Genomic DNA, 20,964 nt, shown 5'->3' with positions numbered 1-20,964 from the left:
CTTTCGGGGTGGATGAGGTGGCCGTCGCGATTGCCGACCCGGTGCGGCGGCACATCCTGACCATGTTGCGCGCCGAACCCCTCTCCGCCGGCGACATCGCCCAGCGGTTCACGATCAGCCGGCCCGCCATCAGTCGCCACCTGCGGGTGCTGCGCGACAGCGGGCTGGTCCGTGACGATCTGGTCGGACGGCGAAGGATCTACCGGCTCGATCCGGGCCCGCTCGCCCCGCTGCTCGACTGGCTCACCGGGCTCACCACAGTCGACCGGTGGGGCCGGCACCTCGACGCGTTGGAGACCGAGGTCTATCGCACCCGCCGAGAGCGCCGCAGCCGCGGCCCGGCGGAGCACCGAAGGGAGCACACGGCATGATCCGCACACCCGCCGGACGCCTGTTTCAGACCGACACCGGCCACGATCTCGTCCTCACCCGAACCTTCCGCGCCCCGGCGGCGGACGTCTGGGCCAGCCTGACCGAACCGGAGCGTACGGCCCGCTGGTTCGGCCCGTGGGAGGGCGACGCCGGGCCCGGACGGACCATCCGGGTCCAGATGGCGTACGAGGAGCAGCAGCCCTGGTGCGAGATGCGCATCGACGCGTGCGAACCGCAGCAGCGCCTCGCCGTGTCGATGGTCGACGACTACGGCAGCTGGCTGCTGGAGCTGTCGCTGACCGAGACCGACGGCACCACCGAGCTGCGGTTCGTGCAGCACCTGAGCAGCGTGGAGGGCATCGCCGAGGTGGGCGCCGGTTGGGAGTACTACCTGGACCTGCTGGTGGCCTCCCGGGACGGCTCGCCCCGCCCGGAGTTCGACGACTACCACCCGGCCATGCAGCCCTACTACCAGGGGCTGGTCGCCTCGGCCGGCTAGGCGTCGAGCTCCCGCCGCAGCTTGGCGAACTCGGCGGTCAACGCCGGCAGGGGGAAGTGCGCGTTCAGGCCGCTGGGGTTCGGCAGCACCCAGACCCGGGCCGGGCCCAGCCGGTCCGGTCGCGGGCCCAGCCCGGCCTTCGGTCGGGCGAAGGCGATCCGGTACGCGGTCACCCCGAGGATGGCCACCCAGCGCGGCCGGTAGCGCTCGGCCTTCACCGCCAACCCAGTGACACCGGCCACCAGCTCCGCCGACGTCAGCTCGGCGGCGCGGGCGGTGGCCCGGTTGCTCAGGCTGGTGATGCCGAGGCCGTGGCGCAGCAGCTCGTCGTGTTCCCACGGGTGCAGCTGGCGGTCGGTGAAGCCGCCCCCGTGCAGGGCCGGCCAGAATCGGCTGCCCTTGCGGGCGAAGGGCAGCCCCACGGCGGCCGAGTAGAGGCCCGGGTTGTAGCCGCAGAACAGCACCCGCAGCCCGGGACCGATGATGTCCGGCAGACCCCGGCCGGCCGCCGCCGCCACCTCCTGCGGGGTCGGCCGCCGCGCCGGCCCCGCACGCTCCGCGTCCACCGCACCGATCCTGCCGTACGCCGGGGTGTCGGACCCGGCGCACGGCGACGATCACGCCTTGACACCCTCAACGGATGCAGTCAACCGACCACCTCGCCGCCAGCCGTTACGCGCGGATGCGCTGGAACACTCCGCTCTCGCCGGAGCACGCCGCGTTGCTGCTGCAACGACTCGACGTGCGCCCCGGCGCGCGTGTGCTCGACCTCGGCTGTGGCTGGGGTGAGCTGCTGCTGCGGGCGGTCGCCGCCGGCGGTGTCTCCGGCCCGGTCGCGACGCGCGGCGTCGGCGTCGACAGCGACGAGGCCGCGCTCGCCCGAGGGCGACGGCTGGCCGCGGGGCGGTCGCTGAACCGGCACGTCGCCTTCGTGATGGGGGAAGCGGCGGCCTGGCAGGAGCCGGCCGACCGGGTTCTCTGCATCGGCTCGGCACACGCCTTCGGCGGCACCGAGGCCGCCCTCGACGCACTCGCCGCAGTGGTCCGGCCCGGTGGGCGGTTGCTGTTCGGCGACGCGTTCTGGGAGCGGTCCCCCACGGCGGAGATCGCCGAGATCTTCGGCCCGGAGGTCCCGACCCTTCCCGGGCTGGTCGAGGCCGCCCGCCAGCGGGGCTGGCGGTTGCTGCACCTGAGCACCGCCGACCAGCGGGAATGGGACGACTTCGAATCCACCTGGCTCGCCGGCCGGCAGGAGTGGCTGCTGGCGTACCCGGAGGATCCCCGCGCGGCCGAGGTCCGCGCGGAGCTCGATGACCGGTTGCGCCAGTACGTCGGCGGCTACCGGGGTGTCCTCGGCCTGGGCTATCTCGTGCTCGGCCGCTGACCGTCCGCCCTTGACGCCGCTGACTACGCTGCGCGTGGTGAGCGCCGGATCCCGTCTCGCCCTGCCCTGGCGGATCCTCGTGGTGGCCACCGCCGCCGTGCTGGTGTGGCTGTTCCTGGGCGCCCTGCTCGGCCGTGACTACGACCGGCCCACCCATGCGGTCGGGGCGGTCCTCACCACAGCTGTCGTCGTACCCCTGGTGGTCGTCGCCCGTCGCGCCCTGGACCGACGGCCCTGGGCCGGCCTCGGGTTGCCGTCGCTGCGCGCCGGCTGGCGGCGTCTGGTGTTCGGCATGGCCTGCTGGCTCGTGCCCGCCGCGGCGGGTTTCGCGCTCTGCCTCGGTGTCGGCTGGGTCGAGATCAGTGTCCGGACGTCCGTCGGGGACGTGCTGCGGGTGGCGGCGCTGCTGGTCGTGCTGGTCTTCCTGAAGGAGGCGCTGCCGGAGGAGCTGATCTTCCGCGGGTACCTGCAACACAACCTCGCCACCCGGCTGCCCGCCGGGCAGGCCGTCCTCGGGCAAGCGGTGCTGTTCACAGTGTTCGGGTTCCTCGTCGGGGCGGCCAGATCCGTCGACCGACTGGCGCTCTTCTTCGTCTTCGCGCTGCTGCTGGGTGCCTTCCGCGCCGCCACCGGCGACATCTGGGCCGGCATCGGCCTGCACGTCGCGTTTCAGACGGTCGCTCAGCTGTTCGGTGACGTCGGGGCGGTCTTCGACGTGGTCGGCGCGGACGTCCTGGGCGTGGTGGCCATGGGGGCCATTCCGTTCTCGGTCAGCTGGTTGGTCCTGCGGCACCACTACCGGGACCACCTGAGCTGGCGCGCTCTCGCACCGGACCCGGTGCGCAGGAGCGGCTGAAGCTGGGCGTTTGGCCCACCGCACCGACCGGGGTGGGGAAGAGTGGCGGGCGAGAGCTGTCGTCGAGAAACGAGCGACGGCACGGCGTCGTGCGGAGGTTTTCGGATGAGCGACACGTCTTCGGCCCAGCCCGCCCGCAACGTGGTCCTGGTCCACGGCGCGTACGCCGACGGCTCGTCCTGGTCCGATGTCATTCCGCTGCTACAGCGGGCCGGGCTGACGGTCACCGCGGTCCAGAACCCGCTGACCTCCCTGGCCGACGACGTCGCAGCCACCAACCGCGCCCTCGACCGCCAGGACGGCCCGACGGTGCTGGTGAGCCACTCCTGGGCCGGCACGATCATCAGCGAGGCCGGTAACCACCCGAGGGTCACCGCCCTGGTGTACGTCGCTGCCCGCGCGCCGGACGCCGGCGAGGACTACGCCGCGCTCGCGGCGAAATACCCCACGCCGCCGGCGAATGCCGGCCTCGTGCACCACGACGGGTACGCGCAGCTCAGCGAGAGTGCCTTCCTGGCCGACTTCGCCGGTGGAATCGAGGAGACCCGCGCCCGCGCCCTGTACGCGGTGCAGGGCCCGATCGCCAAGGACCTCTTCCAGGGCCGCACGACAACGGCCGCCTGGCGGGACCGGCAGTGCTATTACTCGATCTCCACCCAGGACCGCACGACCGCGCCGGAGCTGGAGCGGTTCCTGGCCGATCGGATGAACGCGACGACCATCGAGGTCGAATCATCGCATCTGGCCATGGTCACCCACCCGGAGACGATCGCCGACCTCATTCTGATGGCGACCCGGGGCACCCGCAGCCCTGCGTAGGGCGGCAGAGGCTGGCCGCGCGACGGCCGGCCGACGTGGTGCTCAGGTCAGGCCGCACGCGGATCCGCAGTACGGGCAGAACGCGCGCTTGGCATTCGAGACGACCTCGATGTCGCACCGTGCGCAGTGGCCGTTCTCCCACAGGCCCTGGTTCATCCCGAGGTCCCCGTCGTAGTAGTCGCGGTCGGGCCAGGCGACCAGTTCGACGTTGAGGCCCGGTTCGACCTCGTCCTCGTAGTAGGTGACGCTGGCCAGAGTCAGCGCAGTTCGCATGCCGTACGCCTCCTCGGTGAAGTGCGGCAGGGCACGGCGCAGGACGTCGACCAGCTCGCGGACCGGCAGCGCCACGAGTTGCCCGGCGAGCCGTTCTCGATCTTCGTCGGTGGCCATGCCACCGACCATACGTCGCACCTCCACGCCGACGCCGGCCGTGCGCGGGCGTACTCGGGACCGAGCACGTGGGCTTGACGGGGCCTAGACATCGGAGGTTTACTGCGTCAACGATGCCAGTCGATGAATTCTGACCGTCCACTGTGGGTGTTTGAGTCGTCGACTGGTTTCACCGCCCCACCCCTGCACCCCCACCACCCCGCACCACCTCAGCCGAGCATCGGCGGCCCGGCTTCCGCACCACCGCCATCGCGGCCTCCGGCCTGCCCGTGTGCACAGCCTGAGGTCGACGCTCAGCAGAGGAGCAAGACAATGCGTTCCCGTCCCCGCCTGTTGGCACTCGTCACCGGCCTGGCCGTCATGCTGGCCAGCCTGGTCGCCCTGCCGACCCCCGCCTCAGCGGCACCCCTGACCAAGGTCCTGGTGTTCAGCAAGACCGCCGGCTTCCGGCACTCGTCCATCCCCAACGGCATCGCCGCGATCCAGCAGCTCGGCTCGGCCAACGGATTCACAGTGACCTCGACCGAGGACGCCGCACAGTTCACCACCTCCAACCTGGCCCAGTACCAGGCGGTGGTCTTCATGTCGACCACCGGTGACGTCCTCAACGCCAGCCAGCAGAGCGCGTTCGAGTCGTACATCGCCGCCGGTGGTGGCTACGTCGGCGTGCACGCCGCGGCCGACACCGAGTACAGCTGGCCGTGGTACGGCTCGCTGGTCGGAGCGTGGTTCGACTCGCACCCGGCGATCCAGAACGCCACCGTGAAGATCGAGGACCAGACCAACCCGTCGACCGCCCACCTCGGCACCACCTGGGTCCGCTCCGACGAGTGGTACAACTACCGCACCAACCCCCGGTCCAGCGCACGGGTTCTGGCCAGCCTCGACGAGTCGTCCTACAGCGGCGGCAACATGGGCGGCGACCACCCGATCACCTGGTGCAAGGCGTACGGCGGCGGGCGTGCCTGGTACACGGGCCTCGGGCACACCGAGGCGTCGTACACCGACCCGAACTTCACCCGCATGCTGCTCGGTGGTCTCCAGGTCGCCGCGGGCTCCGTGACCGCCGACTGCTCGCCGCGCACGACGACCCCGCCGCCCACCGCCAGCGGTTCCACCCTGCGGGCCCGCGCCAACAACCAGTATGTGAGCGCGCCCAACGCCACCACCTCGCTGATCGCCAACAAGACCTCCGTCGGCACCACCGAGCGGTTCGACCTGGTCAACCTCGCCAACGGCAACGTGGCGCTGCGCGCCAAGGGCAACGGGCAGTTCGTCGCGGCCGAGAACGCCGGGGCCGCCGCGCTGATCGCCAACCGGGCCACCGCCGGCGCCTGGGAGACGTTCCAGCTGGTCCGCAACTCCGACGGCACTGTGAGCCTGCGGGCCACTGTGAACAACCGTTACGTCGCCGCCGACAACGCGGGCGCGTCCCCGCTGATCGCCAACCGGACCTCCATCGGTCAGTGGGAGAAGTTCGACCTGGTCACCACCAACTGACCTGGTCCCCCCGCACGTTCTCCACCACCCCACCTGGTCGTGGTGCGCCCCCGCGCGCCCGTCCCCCGGTCGTCGAGAAAGGACGATCATGCTCTCGTACCCCCGGCGCTGGCCCCGGGCGCTCTTCGCGGCGGTCCTCACCGTCGCGAGCGCGGCCCTCGCTGTGGCTGCACCGTCCACCGCCCAGGCGGCGGTCATCCCCGCCTCCGACTATCAGCAGGTCAAGCTCGCCACCGGTTCGGGCGAGCTGGGTGAGGCCATGTCCCTGGCCGTCCTGCCCAACCGCTCGGTGCTGCACACCGCCCGCAACGGCGTCCTGCGGGTGACCGACGTGGCCGGCAACACCAAGGTCTCCGGAACCCTGTCCGTCTACACCCACGACGAGGAGGGGTTGCAGGGCGTCGCCGTCGACCCCAACTTCGCCACCAACCGGTGGATCTACCTGTACTACTCCCCCACGCTGAGCACCCCGTCCGGGGACGCCCCGACCACCGGCTCGCAGTCTGACTGGGACCGGTGGAAGGGGCACCTGCGGCTGTCCCGGTTCAGCCTCAACAGCGACGACACGCTCAACCTGGGCAGCGAGAAGATCGTGCTCCAGGTCGCCAACGACCGCGGGCAGTGCTGCCACGTCGGCGGTGACCTGGACTTCGACGCCGCCGGCAACCTGTACCTGACCACCGGCGACGACACCAACCCGTTCGAGTCGTCCGGCTACGCGCCACTCGACGAACGGACCAACCGCAACCCGCAGTTCGACGCCCAGCGCTCGGCGGGCAACACCAACGACCTGCGGGGCAAGGTGCTGCGGATCAAGCCGCAGGCGGACGGCACGTACACGATCCCGTCGGGCAACCTGTTCGCCCCCGGCACGTCGGGCACCCGCCCGGAGATCTACGCCATGGGCCTGCGCAACCCGTTCCGGATGAGCGTCGACAAGGCGACCGGCGTGGTCTACCTCGGTGACTACGGCCCCGATGCAGGCAGCACGAACTCCAGCCGGGGCCCCCAGGGTCAGGTCGAGTTCAACCGCATCGCGGCGCCCGGCAACTACGGCTGGCCGTACTGCACCGGCAGCAACACCAGCACGGAAACATACAATGAATACACCTTCCCGTCCGGGCCGTCGCAGTCCAAGTACAACTGCACGGGCGGGCCGACCAACAACTCGTTCCGCAACACCGGGCTCGGCACGTTGCCCGCGGCGAAGCCGGCCTGGATCAAGTACGCGGGCGACTCCGGTTCTCCGTCGGAGTTCGGCAGCGGCTCGGAGTCACCGATGGGTGGGCCGGTCTACCGGTACGACGCCTCGCTCAACTCCAGCATCAAGTTCCCGGCCTCGCTGAACGGTCAGTTCTTCGCCGGCGAGTACGGCCGCCGCTGGATCAAGGCCATCGCTGTCAACTCCGACGGCTCGCGCGGGGAGATCTCCAACTTCCCGTGGACCGGCACCCAGGTCATGGACATGGCCTTCGGCCCGGACGGCGCTCTGTACGTGCTGGACTACGGCACCGGCTCGAACAACCAGGCGCTCTTCCGGATCGAGTACATCGGTGGCGGCAACCGCAGCCCGATCGCGGTCGCCTCGGCGAACCCCACGTCGGGCGCCAACCCGCTGACTGTCAACTTCTCATCGGCCGGCAGCTCCGACCCCGAGGGCGGCGCGCTCAGCTACCTGTGGACCTTCGGTGACGGCACCACGTCGACGGCGGCCAACCCCACCAAGACGTACACCACCAACGGCTCGTACAGCCCCACCCTGAAGGTCACTGACCCGACCGGCCTGTCCGGCACGGCGAGCCTGATCGTCACGGTGGGCAACACCGCACCGACGGTGTCACTCACCGCGCCCACCGACGGGCAACTGTTCAGCTTCGGTGACACGGTGCCGTACCAGATCTCGGTGAGCGACCCGCAGGACGGCACGATCGACTGCACCAAGGTGAGCCTGACCTACGCGCTGGGCCACGACAGCCACGCCCACCAGATCACCTCGAAGACCGGGTGCAGCGGCACGATCACCGTCCCGACCGACGGCGAGCACGACGCGGCGGCCAACATCTACGGGGTCTTCGACGCCGCGTACACCGACAACGGTGGGCTCACCACGCACAGCATCAAGACGCTGCAACCCAAGCACCGCCAGGGTGAGCACTTCAGCGCCCAGTCCGGTGTCCAGGCCACCGACCACACCAACGCCGAGGGTGGCCGCACGGCCGGGTTCATCGAGAACAACGACTGGATCTCCTACCAGCCGTACAACCTGTCCAATGCGAACCGGTTCACCGCTCGGGTCTCCTCGGCCGGTGCCGGCGGCACCATCGAGGTTCGCGCCGGGTCGGCCACCGGCACCCTGCTGGGCACCGCCACGGTGCCGGTGACCGGTAGCTGGGAGACCTTCGTCGACGTCTCCACCGCCATCAGCAACCCGCCCGCCTCGACGACCACGCTGTACCTGGTGTTCAAGGGCGGCTCGGGCAACCTGTTCGACGTGGACGCGTTCACCTTCGCCACCGGCACCACCACCCCCAGCGGAGGGATCACGCTGCGGGCGCAGGTAAACAACCAGTACGTGTCGGCCGTCGGCACCAACCCGCTGATCGCCAACAAGGCCAGCGTCTCGACGACCGAGCAGTTCGACCGGGTGGACGCCGGCAACGGCAACATCGCCCTGCGGTCCCGCGCCAACGGGCTGTACGTCTGCGCCGACAATGCCGGCGCCAATCCGTTGATCGCGAACCGCACGACGATCGGGCCGTGGGAGACGTTCCAGATCATCAACAACTCCGACGGGACGATCGGTCTGCGGGCTCTGGCGAACAACCAGATCGTGGCCGCCGAGAACGCCGGAGCCGGATCACTGATCGCCAACCGGACGTCGGTCGGGTCCTGGGAGAGGTTCGTCCTGACCACCAGTTGACCAGCACGTCGTAGGGCCCGGCCTGGGCGGTGACCAGGCCGGGCCCTACTGCGTGAAGTAGGCGGCGCTCTGCGGGTCCGCCGGGTAGTAGGACTCCACAGCGATCTCCTCGATGGTGATGTCCATCGGGGTGCCGAACGTGGTGATGGTCGAGAACAGCCGCAGCTCGCGTCCACCGACCCGCAGGATCATCGGGATCACCACGTCGGCGTCGACCCGTTGGTCCGGCGGGTCGTCGGGCAGCGGGTTCAGCAGTTCGTCGTAGAGCGCCGCGAGTTCCGCGTCGGGAGCGGCGGCGAGCTGGCGCGAGATCCGGCTGCGGAACACCGCCCGCACGTCCGCCAGGTTGACGACCAGGGGGGCGAGCCCGCGCGGGTGCAGGCCCAGCCGAACCAGGTTCACCGGCGGCCGCAACAGGTCGGGCGCCGCGTACGCGAAGAACGGGTCGACCGCGCGGTTGGTCAGCACGATGTTCCACCGGCGGTCGAAGACCAGCGCCGGATACGGCTCGTGCGCCTGGAGCACCCTGCGGACCGCGTCGAGGGCACCCGACAGGGCGGCGTCGTCGAGCGGGCGCTGGGTGTACCGGGGCGCGAAGCCGGCGGCGAGCAACAGCTGGTTGCGATCACGCAGCGGCACGTGAAGCTGGTCGGCGAGCCGGAGGATCATGTCGGCGCTCGGCGTGGACTTGCCGGTCTCGACCAGGCTGACGTGCCGAGCCGAGACATCTGCGGCGATCGCCAGGTCGAGTTGGCTGAGCCCCCGGCGTTTGCGCCACTGCCGCAGGAGTTCCCCGACCGCGTACACGATCATGAGCCTACTCATCGTCGCCCGCAACGCCATGAAGTGCGATGTCATCGACAAGCGCACGAGGCCGGGGAAACACTTGCGGCCATGACCACCGAGAACAAGAGCATCGTCGGACGTGCGTTGGCGGGACTGGTCGACACCGGCGACGTCGACACGCTCGCCTCGTACCTGAGCGAGGACTTCACCCATCACCGGTCGGATTCGACGACCTCGACCAGGGCGCAGTGGCTCGCAGCGGTCCGCGCCGCGCTGGGCCCGACCGCCGGCATGCGGGTCAACATCCTGCACCTGCTGGCCGACGGTGCCCACGTCGTGGTGCACTCGCGACGCCGACTCCCCGATGGGGGGCCGGAGATCGTGGTGGTCGACGTCCTGCGGATCGCCGACGGATTGATCGCGGAGGTGTGGGAGGTCATCGAACCGGCAGCCCAGGCGGCCGCCAACGGCGCGTGGTGGGACGCGGGTGCCTAGATCGGGAAGCGGCCGTGGCGCCAGTGCCAGTGACCGCCGGCCCGCAGGTGGTCGATGATCGCGCGCTGGAGCGCGGTGCGTCGCGGCAACTCGTCGAGCGGCGTGGTCAGGGTGCGGAACCCGAAGCGCAGCACCTCGATGTCGGCGTCCGGCCCCGCCGACTCGTCATAGGGCTCCAGCTCGAACCGGCGCTGGAACCGCACGATGTTGGAGTTCTCGGGAAGGTACTCCCGCAGCTGTGGGTCGAGCAGCCACGAGGCGCAGGAGAACGCGGTGTAGCGCTCGTCGGGGAAATGCCGGGGGAAGAACGCGCGGGCCTCGCCGAGGGACGCCTCGACCGCCTCCGTGGTCAACGGCCCCGAATCGGGGACGTGCAGGCCGATGGCGCCGTCGCCACGCTGGTGCTGTAGCCGGCCCAGCTCGTAGACGCTGCCGCGCGAGTGGAGCGTCAGCCAGCTCTGCATGACCGGCCACCCCTCGCCGCGCATCCGTCGGTCGATGGCGAGGTTGCGGCCCAGGTCAGCCACTGTCACCCAGGTCACGGCATCGGGGATGCCGTGGTCGCTGTGGTACCCGCGCACCACGTCGACCAGGGCCAGGTACGCGTACACGTAGAGATGGCGCCAGGCAGGCCCGCGCTCTCGCGGCAGCTCCGGGCCGGGCGACAGCCAGTCGTAGCCCGCGAGGTCGGCGCGGACCAGGGCGATCGAGCGGTCGAGCAGCCAGCGCAGCTCCGGCGTCCACAGCGGAGAGTCGGGGTCAGGCCAGCCCGCGATGATCTCGGCGGCGTCGTCCGGCCGCACGGCGAGCCGGTCGAGGAGCGCGGGCGCGTCGGCCTTGGCTGGCAACGGAGCTGACGGCCCGTCACCGGCGAGCCGGTGCACGCGGTCGACCTCCTCGACGGGCACCCCGAGTCGGGCCGCGATGGTGTCCAGATCCACGCCGACGACAGTACCGGCCGGTGGGCTTCTCAGGAGTCCGCCGGCACCCCGGCGTCGAGTTGCCCGATCATCGGCGCGAGAAGGTCGTTGAGCTCCCGGGCCAGCACCGCCACGGCGCGGCGCGCCGCCACGGCGACCTCGTCGTCCGGACCGTCGGGCGTCGGCGGCAGGTCGTCGAGCGGGACCGGCGCCTCCACCTGAAGCAGCGCGCGCAGATGCGGACGTCGCGTCTGGTCCTGCTCGGTGGGTGTGGTGAACTGGCCGAACAGTTGGGGCCAGTCCTGCCAACCACGGTCGCGCTGCCACTGCTTCGTCCAGGTCAACTCGGCCGGCCAGCGGGAGGCCATAGTCACCGCGCAGACCAGGCTGCCGTCCCACGGGCTGCGCGCGCAGGTCGCCGAGATGATCCGCCGGTGCCAGCGCACGAAGCCCGGCGACAGCTCGGTGGCAAGCCGCCAGGCGGTCACCGCGAACGCCACGGGCGCGAAGTCACCCCAGGTGTCGGCGAACTCGTCGATCCGACGAAACACCTCGGCCTCGTACCGGCCGCGCCCGTCGGTGCCGTGTTCACGGTCGAACTGCTCGTCCAGCCAGAAGGCGCGCGGTTCCGGCATCCTCAACCCCGTTTCACAGCGATGGTGTTGCGTACCTCGAACCTATGCGAATGTCGGGGTCGCGGACGCCATCCTCGCCCGTTGCCAACCTGCGCGCCGCCGAGGTGGCGGCAACCCGCTCAGCCCGCTCAGCCGACGAATACGCAGAAGGGGTGCCCAGCCAGGTCGGCGTACACGCGCAGAGGCTCGTCCGGGTCGTCGATGCGGTCGTACAACAGCCGGCCGCCGAGGCGCAGCACGCGCTCATGCTGGACCAGCAACTCCTCGACGGACTCCACGGTCAGGTCCAGGTGCAGCTGCTGGGGCACGGTGTTCGCCGGCCACGTCGCCTCCGGCAGATGCTCCACCTGCTGAAACGCGATCTGGGGTCCGCCGCCGGGCGACCGCAGCACCAGCCAGTCACGGCCGCGTTCGTCGGCCTCGCCGGCCGCTGGCGGTTCGTCACCGGGCCGGTAGACGAAGCCCAGTAGCTGTCGATAGAACTCCGCCAGCGCCCGCGCGTCGGTGCAGTCGAGCACCACCGAACACAGCTTGGGCACGCTCTCCTGGTCGACCATGGTTGATCACCTCCGGGTGCCATTCTGGTCGAATCGCGGCGCAGCCGCTTGACAAAGGCCTGCCTCCAGAGTGGACGATGCACCGTGCGAATTCTTGTGGTGGGTGGCAGCGGCCTGATCGGCGCTCACGTCGTGGACGTGCTCCGGGAACGTGGCCACGCCGCGACCACTGTGGCGCGTACCGCCCAGCCGGGCGTCGACCATCTGCTCGATGTCGGGTCCGCCTCGATCGAGGAGCTGCGGCCGTTGCTCGCCGGTCACGACGGCGTCGTGTACGCCACCCGCACCGAGGAGCAACGGCCGCTACCCAAGCCGATCTATCCCGAGTTCCGCCGCGACAACGTCGACCCGGTGGTACGCCTGTTCACCGCCGCCGGCCTCGAAAGCCTCACCCGGGGCGTCGTGATGGGCTCCTACTACACCTACTTCGACCGGCTCCACCCACAGTGGCGCCTCGCCGAGCGGCACACGTACATCCGGTGCCGCCTGGAGCAGGCCCGCGAGGGTCGGGCGGCTGCCGGCGAGGGTCTGCCGGTCGCCGTACTCGAACTGCCCTTCGTCTTCGGTCGCGCCGGCGACCGACTGCCCAACTGGGCCGGTCCGCTGGACCGGTGGGCCCGCTCGCGTACGCCGCTGGTCGCCCCGACCGGCGGCAGCGCCGCGGCGTCCGCCCGCAGCGTGGCCGAAGTCGCGGTCGACGCCCTCGAGCAGGCCAGCGGCGCGGACATCCCGGTCGCCGACGAGAACCTCACCTGGCACGACATGATCGGGCGCATCGCCGAGGCGGTGGGCCGACCCCGCCGGGTAAGCCGCCTACCGGCCGGCGCGGCGCGGGCCGCGCTGCGACTCGGCGGCGCGGCGCAGGCCCTCGGCCGCAAGGAGTCGGGGGTGAACCCCAGCTACCTCGCCGACCTCCTGCTCGCCGATCTGTTCATCGAACCGACGAGCGGTCGACCGCTGGACCCGGCCCTACGCGAAACCTTCCCGAGCCGCGCCGCCTGACCCCCCTTGGCGTCGATCGTCAGGTTGTGGAGTCTGCCGGGCGGCGATCTCGACGAACTCGTGCACCAGAGGTGACCGGTTGTCCTCGGCCCAGGCCAGGCACACCTGGTTGTGGCCGAGGTCGGTGACGGGTACGTGGCTGACGTCGGGTCTCGTGTAGAACGTCGCCGTCGACAGCGGCAGGATCACCATCCCGGCGTACGCAGCGACATGCTCCAGCTTCTCCTCCACGGAGTTCAGCTCGGGCCGAGGGCGGAGGCCGGGCTCCGTCCGGCGGTTCGGTAGGTCCCGCCACTCCGGCACCGCGTCCGGGTCCTGCAAGAGCCGTTCCTCGACCAACTCGGCGAGGTCGATCGACTCCTTGCCGGCCAGGCGGTGATCGGTGGGCAGGACGACGACGCGGGGTTCGGTGAACAGCGGGCGCAGGCGCAGCCCACGCTGGTCCACCGGGAGCCGCACGTAGCTGACGTCCGCGCGCCCCTCGCGGACGATCTCGGCCTGGTCGTCCCAGGACGTACGGACCACGTTGACGGCCAGGTCGGGGTGCCGCTGGCCGATGGCACGGGCCTCGGCGGTGACGAGAACGCCGGGCATGAACGCGATGGTGAACGTCGGCCTGCCGTGGGCGGCCCGTTGCACCCGCCGTCGCAGGGCCTCGGCCGAGGCGAGCAGCGGACGGGCGTCGGTCAGCAGCTGGCGGCCGGCGTCGGTGAGCACGGTGGAGCGGCGGTCCCGGACGAAGAGCTCGGCGCGCAGTTCGTGCTCGAAGGCCCGGATCTGGCGCGACAGGACCGGCTGGGCGATGTGCAGCCGCGCGGCGGCCCGGCCGAAGTGCAACTCCTCCGCGACCGCCACGAAGTAGCGGAGCTTGCGCAGATCGACGTCCACCCTGCTCCCATCCGTTTCCGCTCCGGGCGGTTCCACGATACCCGTCAGGTATGACTGGGGTGATGCTCAATGGGCATCACAGGAGGTGAAAGAGGTCTTGGACGCGGGCCTCCAGGGCGGAGCACGGTGGTAACCGTTCCCACCACTCGATCCGGAAGGACACGATCATGACCCTCATCGACCAGCGCGTCGTCGTACTCGGCGGAACCTCGGGGATAGGCCTCGCCACCGCCGCCCGTGCCGCCCGCGAGGGCGCCCAGGTCGTGGTCGCCTCCAGCAGTCAGCGCAGCGTGGACCGCGCCCTGACGACCCTGCCGACCACCACCCAGGGGTACGTCGCCAACCTCACCAACCCCGACGCCGTGTCCCGTCTGTTCCAGGATGTCGGGTCGTTTGACCACCTCGTCTACACCGCCGGCGAACCCCTCGCCCTGATGTCCGTCGACGCCCTCGACCTCGCCGCCGCCCGCACCGCCTTCGACCTGCGGTACTTCGGCTCCCTGTCGGCGGTCAACGCGGCATTGCCGTACCTGCGCCCCGGTGGGTCGATCACCCTCACCACCGGCACCGCCAACCACCGGCCCAGCGCCGGCTGGTCCGTCGCGGCCAGCATCACAGGGGCGATCGACGCGCTGGTCCGCGCGCTCGCCGTCGAACTCGCCCCGATCCGGGTCAACGCCGTCTCGGCCGGCGTGATCCGCTCACCGCTCTGGGACTCACTGCCGACCGAAACCCGAGAGCAGATGTACGCGCAGCTCAGCGAGTCGCTTCCGCTCGGACGGGTGGGCGAGCCCGAGGAGGTCGCCGAGGCGTTCGTCTACCTCCTGCGGGCGACCTACGCCACCGGCACCGTGGTGACCGTGGACGGCGGCACCCTGATCTCCTGAGCCCGTCTGCTCCTGTGCGCTGCGCGCTGGGTCTGCGCACTCCAAGATCCGCGCTACTTCAGGGATGTGGTGGTCTCCGCCGCCCGCGAGGCCCCTATATCCCTGAAGTTGCGGGTGGACCTAACTACGGCGGCCGTCAGCGGAGCTGTTCGGCCAGGCCGACGATGATGCCCTCGGGGCCGCGGACGTAGCAGAGCCGGTAGACGTCCTCGTACCGCTCCACCTCCCCGACGAGCTCGGCGCCGTGGCCGCGCAACCGGGTGATCACGTCCTCGATGTCGTCGACGGCGAACATGATCCGCCGAATGCCCAGCGTGTTCGCCGGCGCGTTCTTCGGTTCCGCGCCGATCGCCGTCGGTCGGTGGAACATCGCCAGCTCGACCTTGCCGTGGCCGTCCGGGGTCCGCAGCATCGCGACCTCCTGCCGGACGTCGTCGATCCCGATGACACGCTCCACCCACCGCCCCTCGACCGGCCCCCGCCCCTCCAACTCCATGCCGAGTTCGACGAAGAACGCGATGACCGCGTCGAGGTCCTCGACAACGATGAGGACGTTGTCCATCCGCTGGATCGCCATGCTGGATCTCCCTGCTCTGGTGCGCTCACAGTGACCGCATCCTCCCCGAGGACGGAGCCACTGGGCCGTTCTCGACATCCAACGCGGGCTGCCCTTTGCGCGTGGCGGGCCGCTGACCGTCGACGAGCGTCCGCACATTGGCGGGTACGGTCACCGCGGCGCGGGCGTTGGTCGTCGCTGGTCGCTGTTAGCTAGCCCTCGACGGCCCGGCGATGGTCAGCGACGTGCAGGGAGGCCGGATGTTCGAGGTAACGGGACCCGTCATGACTGATGCTGGCATGCAGGTGCTCTGGAACCCGGAGGGCTTCGCCTCGGTCGTCGACTACGACTCATGGGAAGGCTCGTTGCTCAAGGACGATGACATCCTCCAGCACGTCCTGGTCGGCGTGCTCGTGCCGATCAACCTCGGGGACTCCGCGTTCCAGTTCGTGGTCCGTGTCGGCGACTCCCAGCAGGCTGCGGACCTGACAACGCGCGAGCGGACGCGCCTCGTCGTCGCATCGGAGCCCTACCTCATCACCTCAGCCGGGTCGCTCTACCTGAGCGGACTGGAGGACGTGTCAGCAATCCCGGACGAGAAAGCCCTACACGTGGTGGCGCCCGCCGGCCGTTACGCGGTGACCGTCAACCTCATCGACTGGGAGAGCGAGCCGGACTCGCGGGCACCGACTGGGGATCCCTCACCATGCGCTTTGCCGGACTTCGTCGTTCTGTTGACCGCGCCCACGTGGCCGGAACCGGCCTTCCGGCAAAGCTTGCAGACGCTTCCTCCACCGCCGTAGCTTCGGCCACACGGCGGCTGGGAGGCTGAGCAGGTGGGGCTGAAGAACGAGTCGGCGGCAGGGCTCGCCGAGGCGCGCCTGGCTGAATGGCGACGCGTCAACTACGACGGCTGGCGCGCGATGCTCGATGACAAGGATGCCCGCCACGCCATCGGCGATGACGGCAAGCGGTACCGCGTGGTCAGCTACGCCCTTGATGACGGCGATGGGCGCATCCGCATGTCGGTCGCCGTGGATGGCGGGACCTGGTCGGCCTTCGTACCGCTGGTGCGAGACGAGATCATGAATGCGGATGGCACGTTCGTCGAGTGACTGCGCTTCGACAGTCATTGAGCTGGCCGCTCGACGGCCAGTCGTGCACGGTGCGACAGAGGAAGGTCAGCTGTCCGGTGTTCCAAGCATCAGGGTGAGCCCTTCCTCAGCCGCCAGCACCGCACCACCGAACTCCACCCGCGCGGCGGACACCGCGGCCGCCCGGTCGTTGCCGGGCCAGAAGTGGGTGAGCATCAGGCGGCGGGCACCCGCGCGGCGAGCCCACAGACCGGCCTCGGTGGACGTCATCAGGTTACGGGTGGGACGGCTGCCCTCGCCCTCGTAGTCCGTCGCCTCGACGATGAACAGGTCGGCGCCACGGCCCAGCTCGGCCAACGCGGCAGTCGGCCCCGTGTCCCCGGAGTAGGCCACGACGATTCCGTCGGCCTGAATCCGGATGCCGGCGTTGGGCACGAAGTGCGGCAGAGACAGCCCGGTGAGGTCGAACGGCCCGACCCGGTAGCTGCCGGGCAGTGGGTGCAGATCGAATACCGAGTGCAGGTCGACATCGGGCTCCAGGCCTTTGAGCCGATCGAGCACGCCGGGCGGGCAGAACAACGGCAGCCGTGGTCCCCCGAGCTGACCGTAGAACCGCATCCTGAACAGACCGTGCAGGTCGATGCAGTGATCCGGGTGCTCATGGGTGATGACGACGGCGTCCAGCGCACCATCAGGCCAGTGCCTGAGCATCCGCGGCAGCGTGGCGTAGCCCAGGTCAAGCACCAAGCGGTAGCCGTCCCAGTCCACGGCGAAGCCGCTACAGGCACGGCCTGGCTCGGGAAAGGCACCAGAACTGCCAAGCACTGTGACCTGTCGCATCCGCACAGCGTGCCAGAGTCGCCAAGTCTCGGTTCAGCATGATGGCTCGCGTCGATCGAGACCCAGACGCACGGACGGCCGCCAGCGCCGGGTTGCGGCAAAATGCGCGCATGCCCAACGGACCCACCATGGATGACCTGTACCCCGAGGTGGTAGCCGCAGGCCGCCTTGCCACCTCCCTCGACGCCGTCGCCGCTGATCATGGTCTCTCACTCGGATCGGCTCGAACGTCGGAATGGTCCTCGCCCCTGACGTGGGCGAGCGTCCCGAGTGGATCTCCGGTTCGTGACGATCTCACGGTTAGTGCTAGCACCGATGAGCGCCGCTTCAGCATCGAAGGATGGGGGCAGGGGATCCAGTTGGTCGCTGGCACCACCGACGACCTGGTCGAGGTCGTCCGAGCGGCGCACAACTGGCGTTCCGGCATGCCATTGCACGGCATCAGGCGCTCGGTGCCATTTGTCATGCTGACTCGTCGAGGCGAGGTCGTCGAGCTGGGCCCGGCGCGAGTGGTGGCGGCGGAATGGCAGTGGCTACGACAGAGGGCCGATGAGACCGATCGGCCGAGCCACCGGGCGCTGATCGAGGCAGCTTACGACGAGCCGAGGCTACGGCAGCTGTACCCGTACATGAGTCACTCCGTCCTGAACTTCTCCACCACCACGGGATATCCGTTCTCACCCAGCCCGGTCAGCCTCGGTGCGCTTGGTTCGCACTCGAACTTCCGGGTCTGGGGACGTAGTGAGGTACTCGGCGAGACCGCCACCGCCGCGGAGGCCGTGGCGGTGGCGGTCTCGCATTTTCCCGCCGACCTCGGCCCGGCTGTCGCTGGCAGAAACGAGGCGTAGCCCCACGCGGCCATGCGACCTCGCCGTTGTCTGCCAACCAGAGTGACGGTCGACCGACGCTCCCCAATTGTGTGAACCGACAGGCGCCCCTCGGCGTTGCATTGGTGCCCCTGCCAGGCATATGCATCCGAACTGGACGAGACACGCCTTGACCTAGACCGGGGTTAGTAATGGTTGGTCATCGGTTACCACTGCCGGCCTACGTTAGACGGCCTACGGACGGCATGATCTTGGTGCTGAATCTGGCCGTTCGGCAGCCGATCCCTGGGTGTGAAGGACCGACCATTGCATGCTTGAGCTGCACCTCGTCATGCCGTGCTGCACGAGAAGTCCACAAACGTCCACGGCCGTCCGTCGTTGTCGCGTCCGGTCGTCACCCAATTAGTCACCCAACCCGCACCCAAGGTGTCTTAGTCGTCGAGCGAGGGGCTGCACATCGCGGACCCAGAGTTGCCAGCCGCTGTCCGTCTTGCGGCGTTAGCTCGCAGACACCATCCGGATGGTCGATCTTTGCGGTTTGGCGGCTTGTTGCCATAGCCTACGCTCTGTGCATGGAAGCTGCACTCATCGCTATCGCTGTAGCGGCGCTCGGCTACGCAGGGACCTACATTACGAATCTCAACCTTTCCCGACGTAATGAAACACTTGCACGCATTACTCGCCAGTTGAGTGAACTCTACGGGCCACTTCTGGCCTACACCGAATCAAACAGCCGACTCTTCGACGCATGGGAGAGCAGCCTTCGCGCCGACAAGTTATCACCTTACGGCCAAAACCGTAATCCATCAGACGAAGAGTTGGCCGAACTGCGGCTTTGGATGCAATCCGCATTTATCCCAAACGTACGCAGGGCCCGCGATGCAGTAATTCAAAAGGCTGACTTGTTAATTGAATCAGAGATGCCTGAGGTTCTGCTCGAATTCTGCGCCCACGTGGGAGCGTATGACATGATCATGAAGCAATGGGAAGCTGGCGATCATTCGAACCATTGGCCGGTTATCCGCTATCCGCACGAATTGAACAAGTATGCTAGGTCTTCCTTCCGCACTTTAAAAGAGCGACAGGTTGCCCTCCTCGGTTACCAGTCGCGGAGGTTGATCCCAGGCGCATCATTCCGCCGTTCAGCTCGCGTCAAAACGCTGGAGCCAGCGGCAGCAAGCGCTACGACCTTGCAAGCTTCGGCTCCGCCGCGAGTCCCGAACCAAGGCGCGCCGGATAATTGGGGCTGACTCCTTGACCCCCAGGCAACCAACACGATCTCGTGAGCTGGCATGGGACGAGCGCTGAGCAGTGAATACCGTCCGACATCACCCCCGCACGTCCGTGTGTGTCCGTCGCGATCGTCACTCAGTTAGTCAATCAGCCCGCGGTCCCCGATGGGCAAAGCCAGGTCCCGATGTAGCACCATGAACGTCATGGATCAGGAGACTGCGCGCCAGCGGTGGCACCAGGAGCACGTGGGATCCTGGCTCCAGCTCATCGCCACCCTCCAAAGTGAGGGCTGGGAGGCGCATCTGACCTGTGCGGCAGCTCCAGTGCAGGTGGAAGGCTCTCTGCCGAACGGTGAACTCTTCTACTTCCGCGCCCGCCACAGCGAAGTGTCGCTGGGCATCGGAGGCCACGACCCCGCCGACATCCCCGAGTGGGAAGAGACCGAATCGCACACGGAAGCCAGCTGGCTACCAGCAGCCGAGGGCGAGACCACCATCAGACGGCTTGCTTTCCGCTACGCACAGCAGAGCAATCCGACTCAGTGAGCACCGTTAGTTTGGAAGGTGCCTTGATTGTTGCTCAAGGTCACCAGTAGGCGGTCACGAGCGGAATTACAATGACCCTACGTGACGTTTTCGATGTCTTGTGCGAGGCTGGCACCGTTCTTGACCCTTTGCGTCGGGCACGGACCGGGCACGGCCACAAACCGCGCGCTGTTGCCATCCCGTCTGCCGCCGACCCGCCCTCCTGGGGAGCGGGCCGCCGCCCGATCCGCCACGTCAAGGCGGCCTTGACGCACGTTCAGACGCTGGCGGGTCGGGTGGTGCTCTGCTCGGCTTACGCTGGTCGACGGCTGGCGGGATGGCCCTACGCAACCACCCACGGACCGCGACGCGCCGACGGTCCCCCGACCATCTCGGAGTCGTTGCGCCCCCGCCGGAGGCGCGGTAACCGCGACCAGCTCGCCGCCGCGACCCGCCGCGCGGACCCGGCGTGCCCTTCCCTGCGCCGCGCCGATCGGGCGCGGCCCGGCCGGCTGCCGGCCCACGAACCTCAACCACTTTCGCCGCTACCGTCTACGGCGGCCCCCGGGCTCCCCGCTCTCCGCGCCAGCCGCCGGGCGTTCTGCGTGGCCGACGTGAAGCGACAGCGGAGCGTCGGAGGCGCGCCCAGGCGGCGGGTGCGGCCCGTCTCGGGCCGCCTTGAAGACGTACAGAAACTTTGGACGGGGATTCTGTGAGGGTGCTCCCGCCGGCCGGGCCTGACCCGACTTTGAACTGGCTCCGTGCCCTCATGTGGACCCGTCGACCCGGTCGGCGGGGGCACCTCTCTCGGCACCTGCACGGGCCGGCGTGGTGACCTGATTAGGAGCTCGGGTTCGTCCCTCATCCCCGTTCTGTCCAGCGTTCTCCTCGTGCTCGGTGGTCGAGCCATGCCGTCAACGCAGCAGGTAGGAGGCAGCGTGAGCGAGATCGGAAGTGCGTCGGTTAGGGAAAGAGGGTAT

At 69.2% G+C, this 20,964-nt stretch carries 24 protein-coding genes; 15 read left to right on the top strand and 9 right to left on the bottom strand.

Features of this window, described 5'->3' with window-relative positions:
- The first annotated feature begins 8 nt into the window (after nucleotides 1-8).
- Together MED15_RS27605 and MED15_RS27600 are read left to right on the top strand one after the other, a co-directional pair.
- Nucleotides 9-371, top strand: a complete 363-nt coding sequence (locus MED15_RS27605; RefSeq protein ID WP_112587353.1) for an ArsR/SmtB family transcription factor — start codon at nucleotides 9-11, stop codon at nucleotides 369-371.
- On the top strand, nucleotides 368-871 hold the full coding sequence (locus MED15_RS27600) for an SRPBCC family protein (RefSeq protein WP_112700198.1): 504 nt from the start codon (nucleotides 368-370) through the stop codon (nucleotides 869-871). The genes MED15_RS27605 and MED15_RS27600 overlap by 4 nt, the downstream gene beginning before the upstream one ends.
- Here MED15_RS27600 and mug read toward each other — a convergent pair.
- Nucleotides 868-1,437 (bottom strand): G/U mismatch-specific DNA glycosylase, encoded by a 570-nt coding sequence (gene mug, locus MED15_RS27595; RefSeq protein ID WP_181518393.1) that lies wholly within the window; start codon nucleotides 1,435-1,437, stop codon nucleotides 868-870. The two genes, MED15_RS27600 and mug, sit on opposite strands and share 4 nt — an antisense overlap.
- Nucleotides 1,438-1,511: 74 nt before the next feature.
- Here mug and MED15_RS27590 point away from each other — a divergent pair, with 74 nt between their 5' ends.
- The 3 genes from MED15_RS27590 (at nucleotide 1,512) to MED15_RS27580 (ending at nucleotide 3,930) form a co-directional block, all read left to right on the top strand.
- A complete protein-coding gene (locus tag MED15_RS27590) occupies nucleotides 1,512-2,255 on the top strand; it encodes an SAM-dependent methyltransferase (RefSeq protein ID WP_112737345.1) in 744 nt (247 codons plus the stop codon).
- A gap of 37 nt (nucleotides 2,256-2,292) precedes the next feature.
- Nucleotides 2,293-3,111 carry a CPBP family intramembrane glutamic endopeptidase gene (locus tag MED15_RS27585; protein WP_167457747.1) on the top strand — a complete coding sequence of 273 codons (819 nt, stop codon included), beginning with the start codon at nucleotides 2,293-2,295 and terminating at the stop codon, nucleotides 3,109-3,111.
- A gap of 105 nt (nucleotides 3,112-3,216) precedes the next feature.
- A complete protein-coding gene (locus tag MED15_RS27580; protein ID WP_112737341.1) occupies nucleotides 3,217-3,930 on the top strand; it encodes an alpha/beta fold hydrolase in 714 nt (237 codons plus the stop codon).
- A 42-nt stretch (nucleotides 3,931-3,972) separates the two neighbouring features.
- Here MED15_RS27580 and MED15_RS27575 read toward each other — a convergent pair whose 3' ends face one another.
- Nucleotides 3,973-4,320 (bottom strand): hypothetical protein, encoded by a 348-nt coding sequence (locus tag MED15_RS27575; RefSeq protein WP_146758859.1) that lies wholly within the window; start codon nucleotides 4,318-4,320, stop codon nucleotides 3,973-3,975.
- A 360-nt stretch (nucleotides 4,321-4,680) separates the two neighbouring features.
- On the opposite strand from MED15_RS27575, the gene MED15_RS27570 reads away from it, so the two are divergent.
- Both MED15_RS27570 and MED15_RS27565 read left to right on the top strand, forming a co-directional pair.
- Nucleotides 4,681-5,820, top strand: a complete 1,140-nt coding sequence (locus tag MED15_RS27570; RefSeq protein WP_225855254.1) for a ThuA domain-containing protein — start codon at nucleotides 4,681-4,683, stop codon at nucleotides 5,818-5,820.
- An 88-nt stretch (nucleotides 5,821-5,908) separates the two neighbouring features.
- Entirely contained in the window at nucleotides 5,909-8,740 is a 2,832-nt protein-coding gene (locus MED15_RS27565) for a PQQ-dependent sugar dehydrogenase (protein WP_112737339.1), read from the top strand.
- Between the two features lie 45 nt (nucleotides 8,741-8,785).
- Here MED15_RS27565 and MED15_RS27560 read toward each other — a convergent pair whose 3' ends face one another.
- Nucleotides 8,786-9,553 carry a helix-turn-helix domain-containing protein gene (locus MED15_RS27560; protein ID WP_192581113.1) on the bottom strand — a complete coding sequence of 256 codons (768 nt, stop codon included), beginning with the start codon at nucleotides 9,551-9,553 and terminating at the stop codon, nucleotides 8,786-8,788.
- Nucleotides 9,554-9,634: 81 nt separating this feature from the next.
- Here MED15_RS27560 and MED15_RS27555 point away from each other — a divergent pair, with 81 nt between their 5' ends.
- Nucleotides 9,635-10,021, top strand: a complete 387-nt coding sequence (locus tag MED15_RS27555) for a nuclear transport factor 2 family protein (protein ID WP_112737337.1) — start codon at nucleotides 9,635-9,637, stop codon at nucleotides 10,019-10,021.
- Here MED15_RS27555 and MED15_RS27550 read toward each other — a convergent pair.
- From MED15_RS27550 to MED15_RS27540, 3 genes are all read right to left on the bottom strand, one after another.
- The gene (locus MED15_RS27550) at nucleotides 10,018-10,962 is read right to left on the bottom strand and encodes an acyltransferase domain-containing protein (RefSeq protein WP_112726381.1); all 945 of its coding nucleotides are present in this window, start codon (nucleotides 10,960-10,962) and stop codon (nucleotides 10,018-10,020) included. The two genes, MED15_RS27555 and MED15_RS27550, sit on opposite strands and share 4 nt — an antisense overlap.
- A gap of 29 nt (nucleotides 10,963-10,991) precedes the next feature.
- A complete protein-coding gene (locus tag MED15_RS27545; protein ID WP_244220613.1) occupies nucleotides 10,992-11,576 on the bottom strand; it encodes a hypothetical protein in 585 nt (194 codons plus the stop codon).
- A 128-nt stretch (nucleotides 11,577-11,704) separates the two neighbouring features.
- Nucleotides 11,705-12,133 (bottom strand): VOC family protein, encoded by a 429-nt coding sequence (locus MED15_RS27540; RefSeq protein WP_112700187.1) that lies wholly within the window; start codon nucleotides 12,131-12,133, stop codon nucleotides 11,705-11,707.
- 84 nt (nucleotides 12,134-12,217) lie between these two features.
- Between MED15_RS27540 and MED15_RS27535 the strand changes: the two genes are divergently transcribed.
- Nucleotides 12,218-13,135, top strand: a complete 918-nt coding sequence (locus tag MED15_RS27535) for an NAD-dependent epimerase/dehydratase family protein (protein ID WP_112726380.1) — start codon at nucleotides 12,218-12,220, stop codon at nucleotides 13,133-13,135.
- Here MED15_RS27535 and MED15_RS27530 read toward each other — a convergent pair.
- Entirely contained in the window at nucleotides 13,103-14,023 is a 921-nt protein-coding gene (locus MED15_RS27530; RefSeq protein WP_112734484.1) for a LysR family transcriptional regulator, read from the bottom strand. The genes MED15_RS27535 and MED15_RS27530 overlap by 33 nt on opposite strands.
- A 167-nt stretch (nucleotides 14,024-14,190) precedes the next feature.
- Here MED15_RS27530 and MED15_RS27525 point away from each other — a divergent pair, with 167 nt between their 5' ends.
- Complete coding sequence (locus MED15_RS27525) at nucleotides 14,191-14,910, top strand: SDR family oxidoreductase (RefSeq protein ID WP_112587383.1); 720 nt, start codon at nucleotides 14,191-14,193, stop codon at nucleotides 14,908-14,910.
- 136 nt (nucleotides 14,911-15,046) lie between these two features.
- Here the strand turns inward: MED15_RS27525 and MED15_RS27520 are convergent, their stop codons facing one another.
- Entirely contained in the window at nucleotides 15,047-15,487 is a 441-nt protein-coding gene (locus MED15_RS27520; protein ID WP_112737335.1) for a VOC family protein, read from the bottom strand.
- Between the two features lie 239 nt (nucleotides 15,488-15,726).
- Here MED15_RS27520 and MED15_RS27515 point away from each other — a divergent pair, with 239 nt between their 5' ends.
- Nucleotides 15,727-16,269, top strand: a complete 543-nt coding sequence (locus MED15_RS27515; RefSeq protein ID WP_146766750.1) for a hypothetical protein — start codon at nucleotides 15,727-15,729, stop codon at nucleotides 16,267-16,269.
- Between the two features lie 33 nt (nucleotides 16,270-16,302).
- Nucleotides 16,303-16,581 carry a hypothetical protein gene (locus MED15_RS27510; protein WP_112587389.1) on the top strand — a complete coding sequence of 93 codons (279 nt, stop codon included), beginning with the start codon at nucleotides 16,303-16,305 and terminating at the stop codon, nucleotides 16,579-16,581.
- A 66-nt stretch (nucleotides 16,582-16,647) separates the two neighbouring features.
- Here the strand turns inward: MED15_RS27510 and MED15_RS27505 are convergent, their stop codons facing one another.
- Nucleotides 16,648-17,400 carry an MBL fold metallo-hydrolase gene (locus MED15_RS27505; RefSeq protein WP_112726376.1) on the bottom strand — a complete coding sequence of 251 codons (753 nt, stop codon included), beginning with the start codon at nucleotides 17,398-17,400 and terminating at the stop codon, nucleotides 16,648-16,650.
- A 110-nt stretch (nucleotides 17,401-17,510) separates the two neighbouring features.
- On the opposite strand from MED15_RS27505, the gene MED15_RS27500 reads away from it, so the two are divergent.
- The 3 genes from MED15_RS27500 (at nucleotide 17,511) to MED15_RS27495 (ending at nucleotide 20,005) form a co-directional block, all read left to right on the top strand.
- On the top strand, nucleotides 17,511-18,248 hold the full coding sequence (locus MED15_RS27500; RefSeq protein ID WP_208646737.1) for a DUF6193 family natural product biosynthesis protein: 738 nt from the start codon (nucleotides 17,511-17,513) through the stop codon (nucleotides 18,246-18,248).
- A gap of 551 nt (nucleotides 18,249-18,799) precedes the next feature.
- Nucleotides 18,800-19,477 (top strand): hypothetical protein, encoded by a 678-nt coding sequence (locus MED15_RS33285; protein ID WP_146758861.1) that lies wholly within the window; start codon nucleotides 18,800-18,802, stop codon nucleotides 19,475-19,477.
- A 186-nt stretch (nucleotides 19,478-19,663) separates the two neighbouring features.
- On the top strand, nucleotides 19,664-20,005 hold the full coding sequence (locus MED15_RS27495; protein WP_244220612.1) for a hypothetical protein: 342 nt from the start codon (nucleotides 19,664-19,666) through the stop codon (nucleotides 20,003-20,005).
- Nucleotides 20,006-20,964: the final 959 nt, after the last annotated feature.

The organism is Micromonospora noduli, assembly GCF_003264475.1.
Classification (GTDB): domain Bacteria; phylum Actinomycetota; class Actinomycetes; order Mycobacteriales; family Micromonosporaceae; genus Micromonospora; species Micromonospora noduli.
The sequence above is the reverse complement of the archived record's forward strand: the minus strand, read 5'-3'. Positions and strand labels throughout refer to the sequence as shown.

Coding starts and splice junctions, on each gene's coding strand:
- MED15_RS27600 (WP_112700198.1), top strand. CDS start 368: ATGATCCGCACACCCGCCGGACGCCTGTTTCAGACCGACACCGGCCAC.
- MED15_RS27590 (WP_112737345.1), top strand. CDS start 1,512: ATGCAGTCAACCGACCACCTCGCCGCCAGCCGTTACGCGCGGATGCGC.
- MED15_RS27580 (WP_112737341.1), top strand. CDS start 3,217: ATGAGCGACACGTCTTCGGCCCAGCCCGCCCGCAACGTGGTCCTGGTC.
- MED15_RS27575 (WP_146758859.1), bottom strand. CDS start 4,320: ATGGCCACCGACGAAGATCGAGAACGGCTCGCCGGGCAACTCGTGGCG.
- MED15_RS27570 (WP_225855254.1), top strand. CDS start 4,681: ATGCTGGCCAGCCTGGTCGCCCTGCCGACCCCCGCCTCAGCGGCACCC.
- MED15_RS27565 (WP_112737339.1), top strand. CDS start 5,909: ATGCTCTCGTACCCCCGGCGCTGGCCCCGGGCGCTCTTCGCGGCGGTC.
- MED15_RS27560 (WP_192581113.1), bottom strand. CDS start 9,553: ATGATCGTGTACGCGGTCGGGGAACTCCTGCGGCAGTGGCGCAAACGC.
- MED15_RS27555 (WP_112737337.1), top strand. CDS start 9,635: ATGACCACCGAGAACAAGAGCATCGTCGGACGTGCGTTGGCGGGACTG.
- MED15_RS27545 (WP_244220613.1), bottom strand. CDS start 11,576: ATGCCGGAACCGCGCGCCTTCTGGCTGGACGAGCAGTTCGACCGTGAA.
- MED15_RS27540 (WP_112700187.1), bottom strand. CDS start 12,133: ATGGTCGACCAGGAGAGCGTGCCCAAGCTGTGTTCGGTGGTGCTCGAC.
- MED15_RS27525 (WP_112587383.1), top strand. CDS start 14,191: ATGACCCTCATCGACCAGCGCGTCGTCGTACTCGGCGGAACCTCGGGG.
- MED15_RS27520 (WP_112737335.1), bottom strand. CDS start 15,487: ATGGCGATCCAGCGGATGGACAACGTCCTCATCGTTGTCGAGGACCTC.
- MED15_RS27515 (WP_146766750.1), top strand. CDS start 15,727: ATGTTCGAGGTAACGGGACCCGTCATGACTGATGCTGGCATGCAGGTG.
- MED15_RS27505 (WP_112726376.1), bottom strand. CDS start 17,400: ATGCGACAGGTCACAGTGCTTGGCAGTTCTGGTGCCTTTCCCGAGCCA.
- MED15_RS27500 (WP_208646737.1), top strand. CDS start 17,511: ATGCCCAACGGACCCACCATGGATGACCTGTACCCCGAGGTGGTAGCC.
- MED15_RS33285 (WP_146758861.1), top strand. CDS start 18,800: ATGGAAGCTGCACTCATCGCTATCGCTGTAGCGGCGCTCGGCTACGCA.
- MED15_RS27495 (WP_244220612.1), top strand. CDS start 19,664: ATGGATCAGGAGACTGCGCGCCAGCGGTGGCACCAGGAGCACGTGGGA.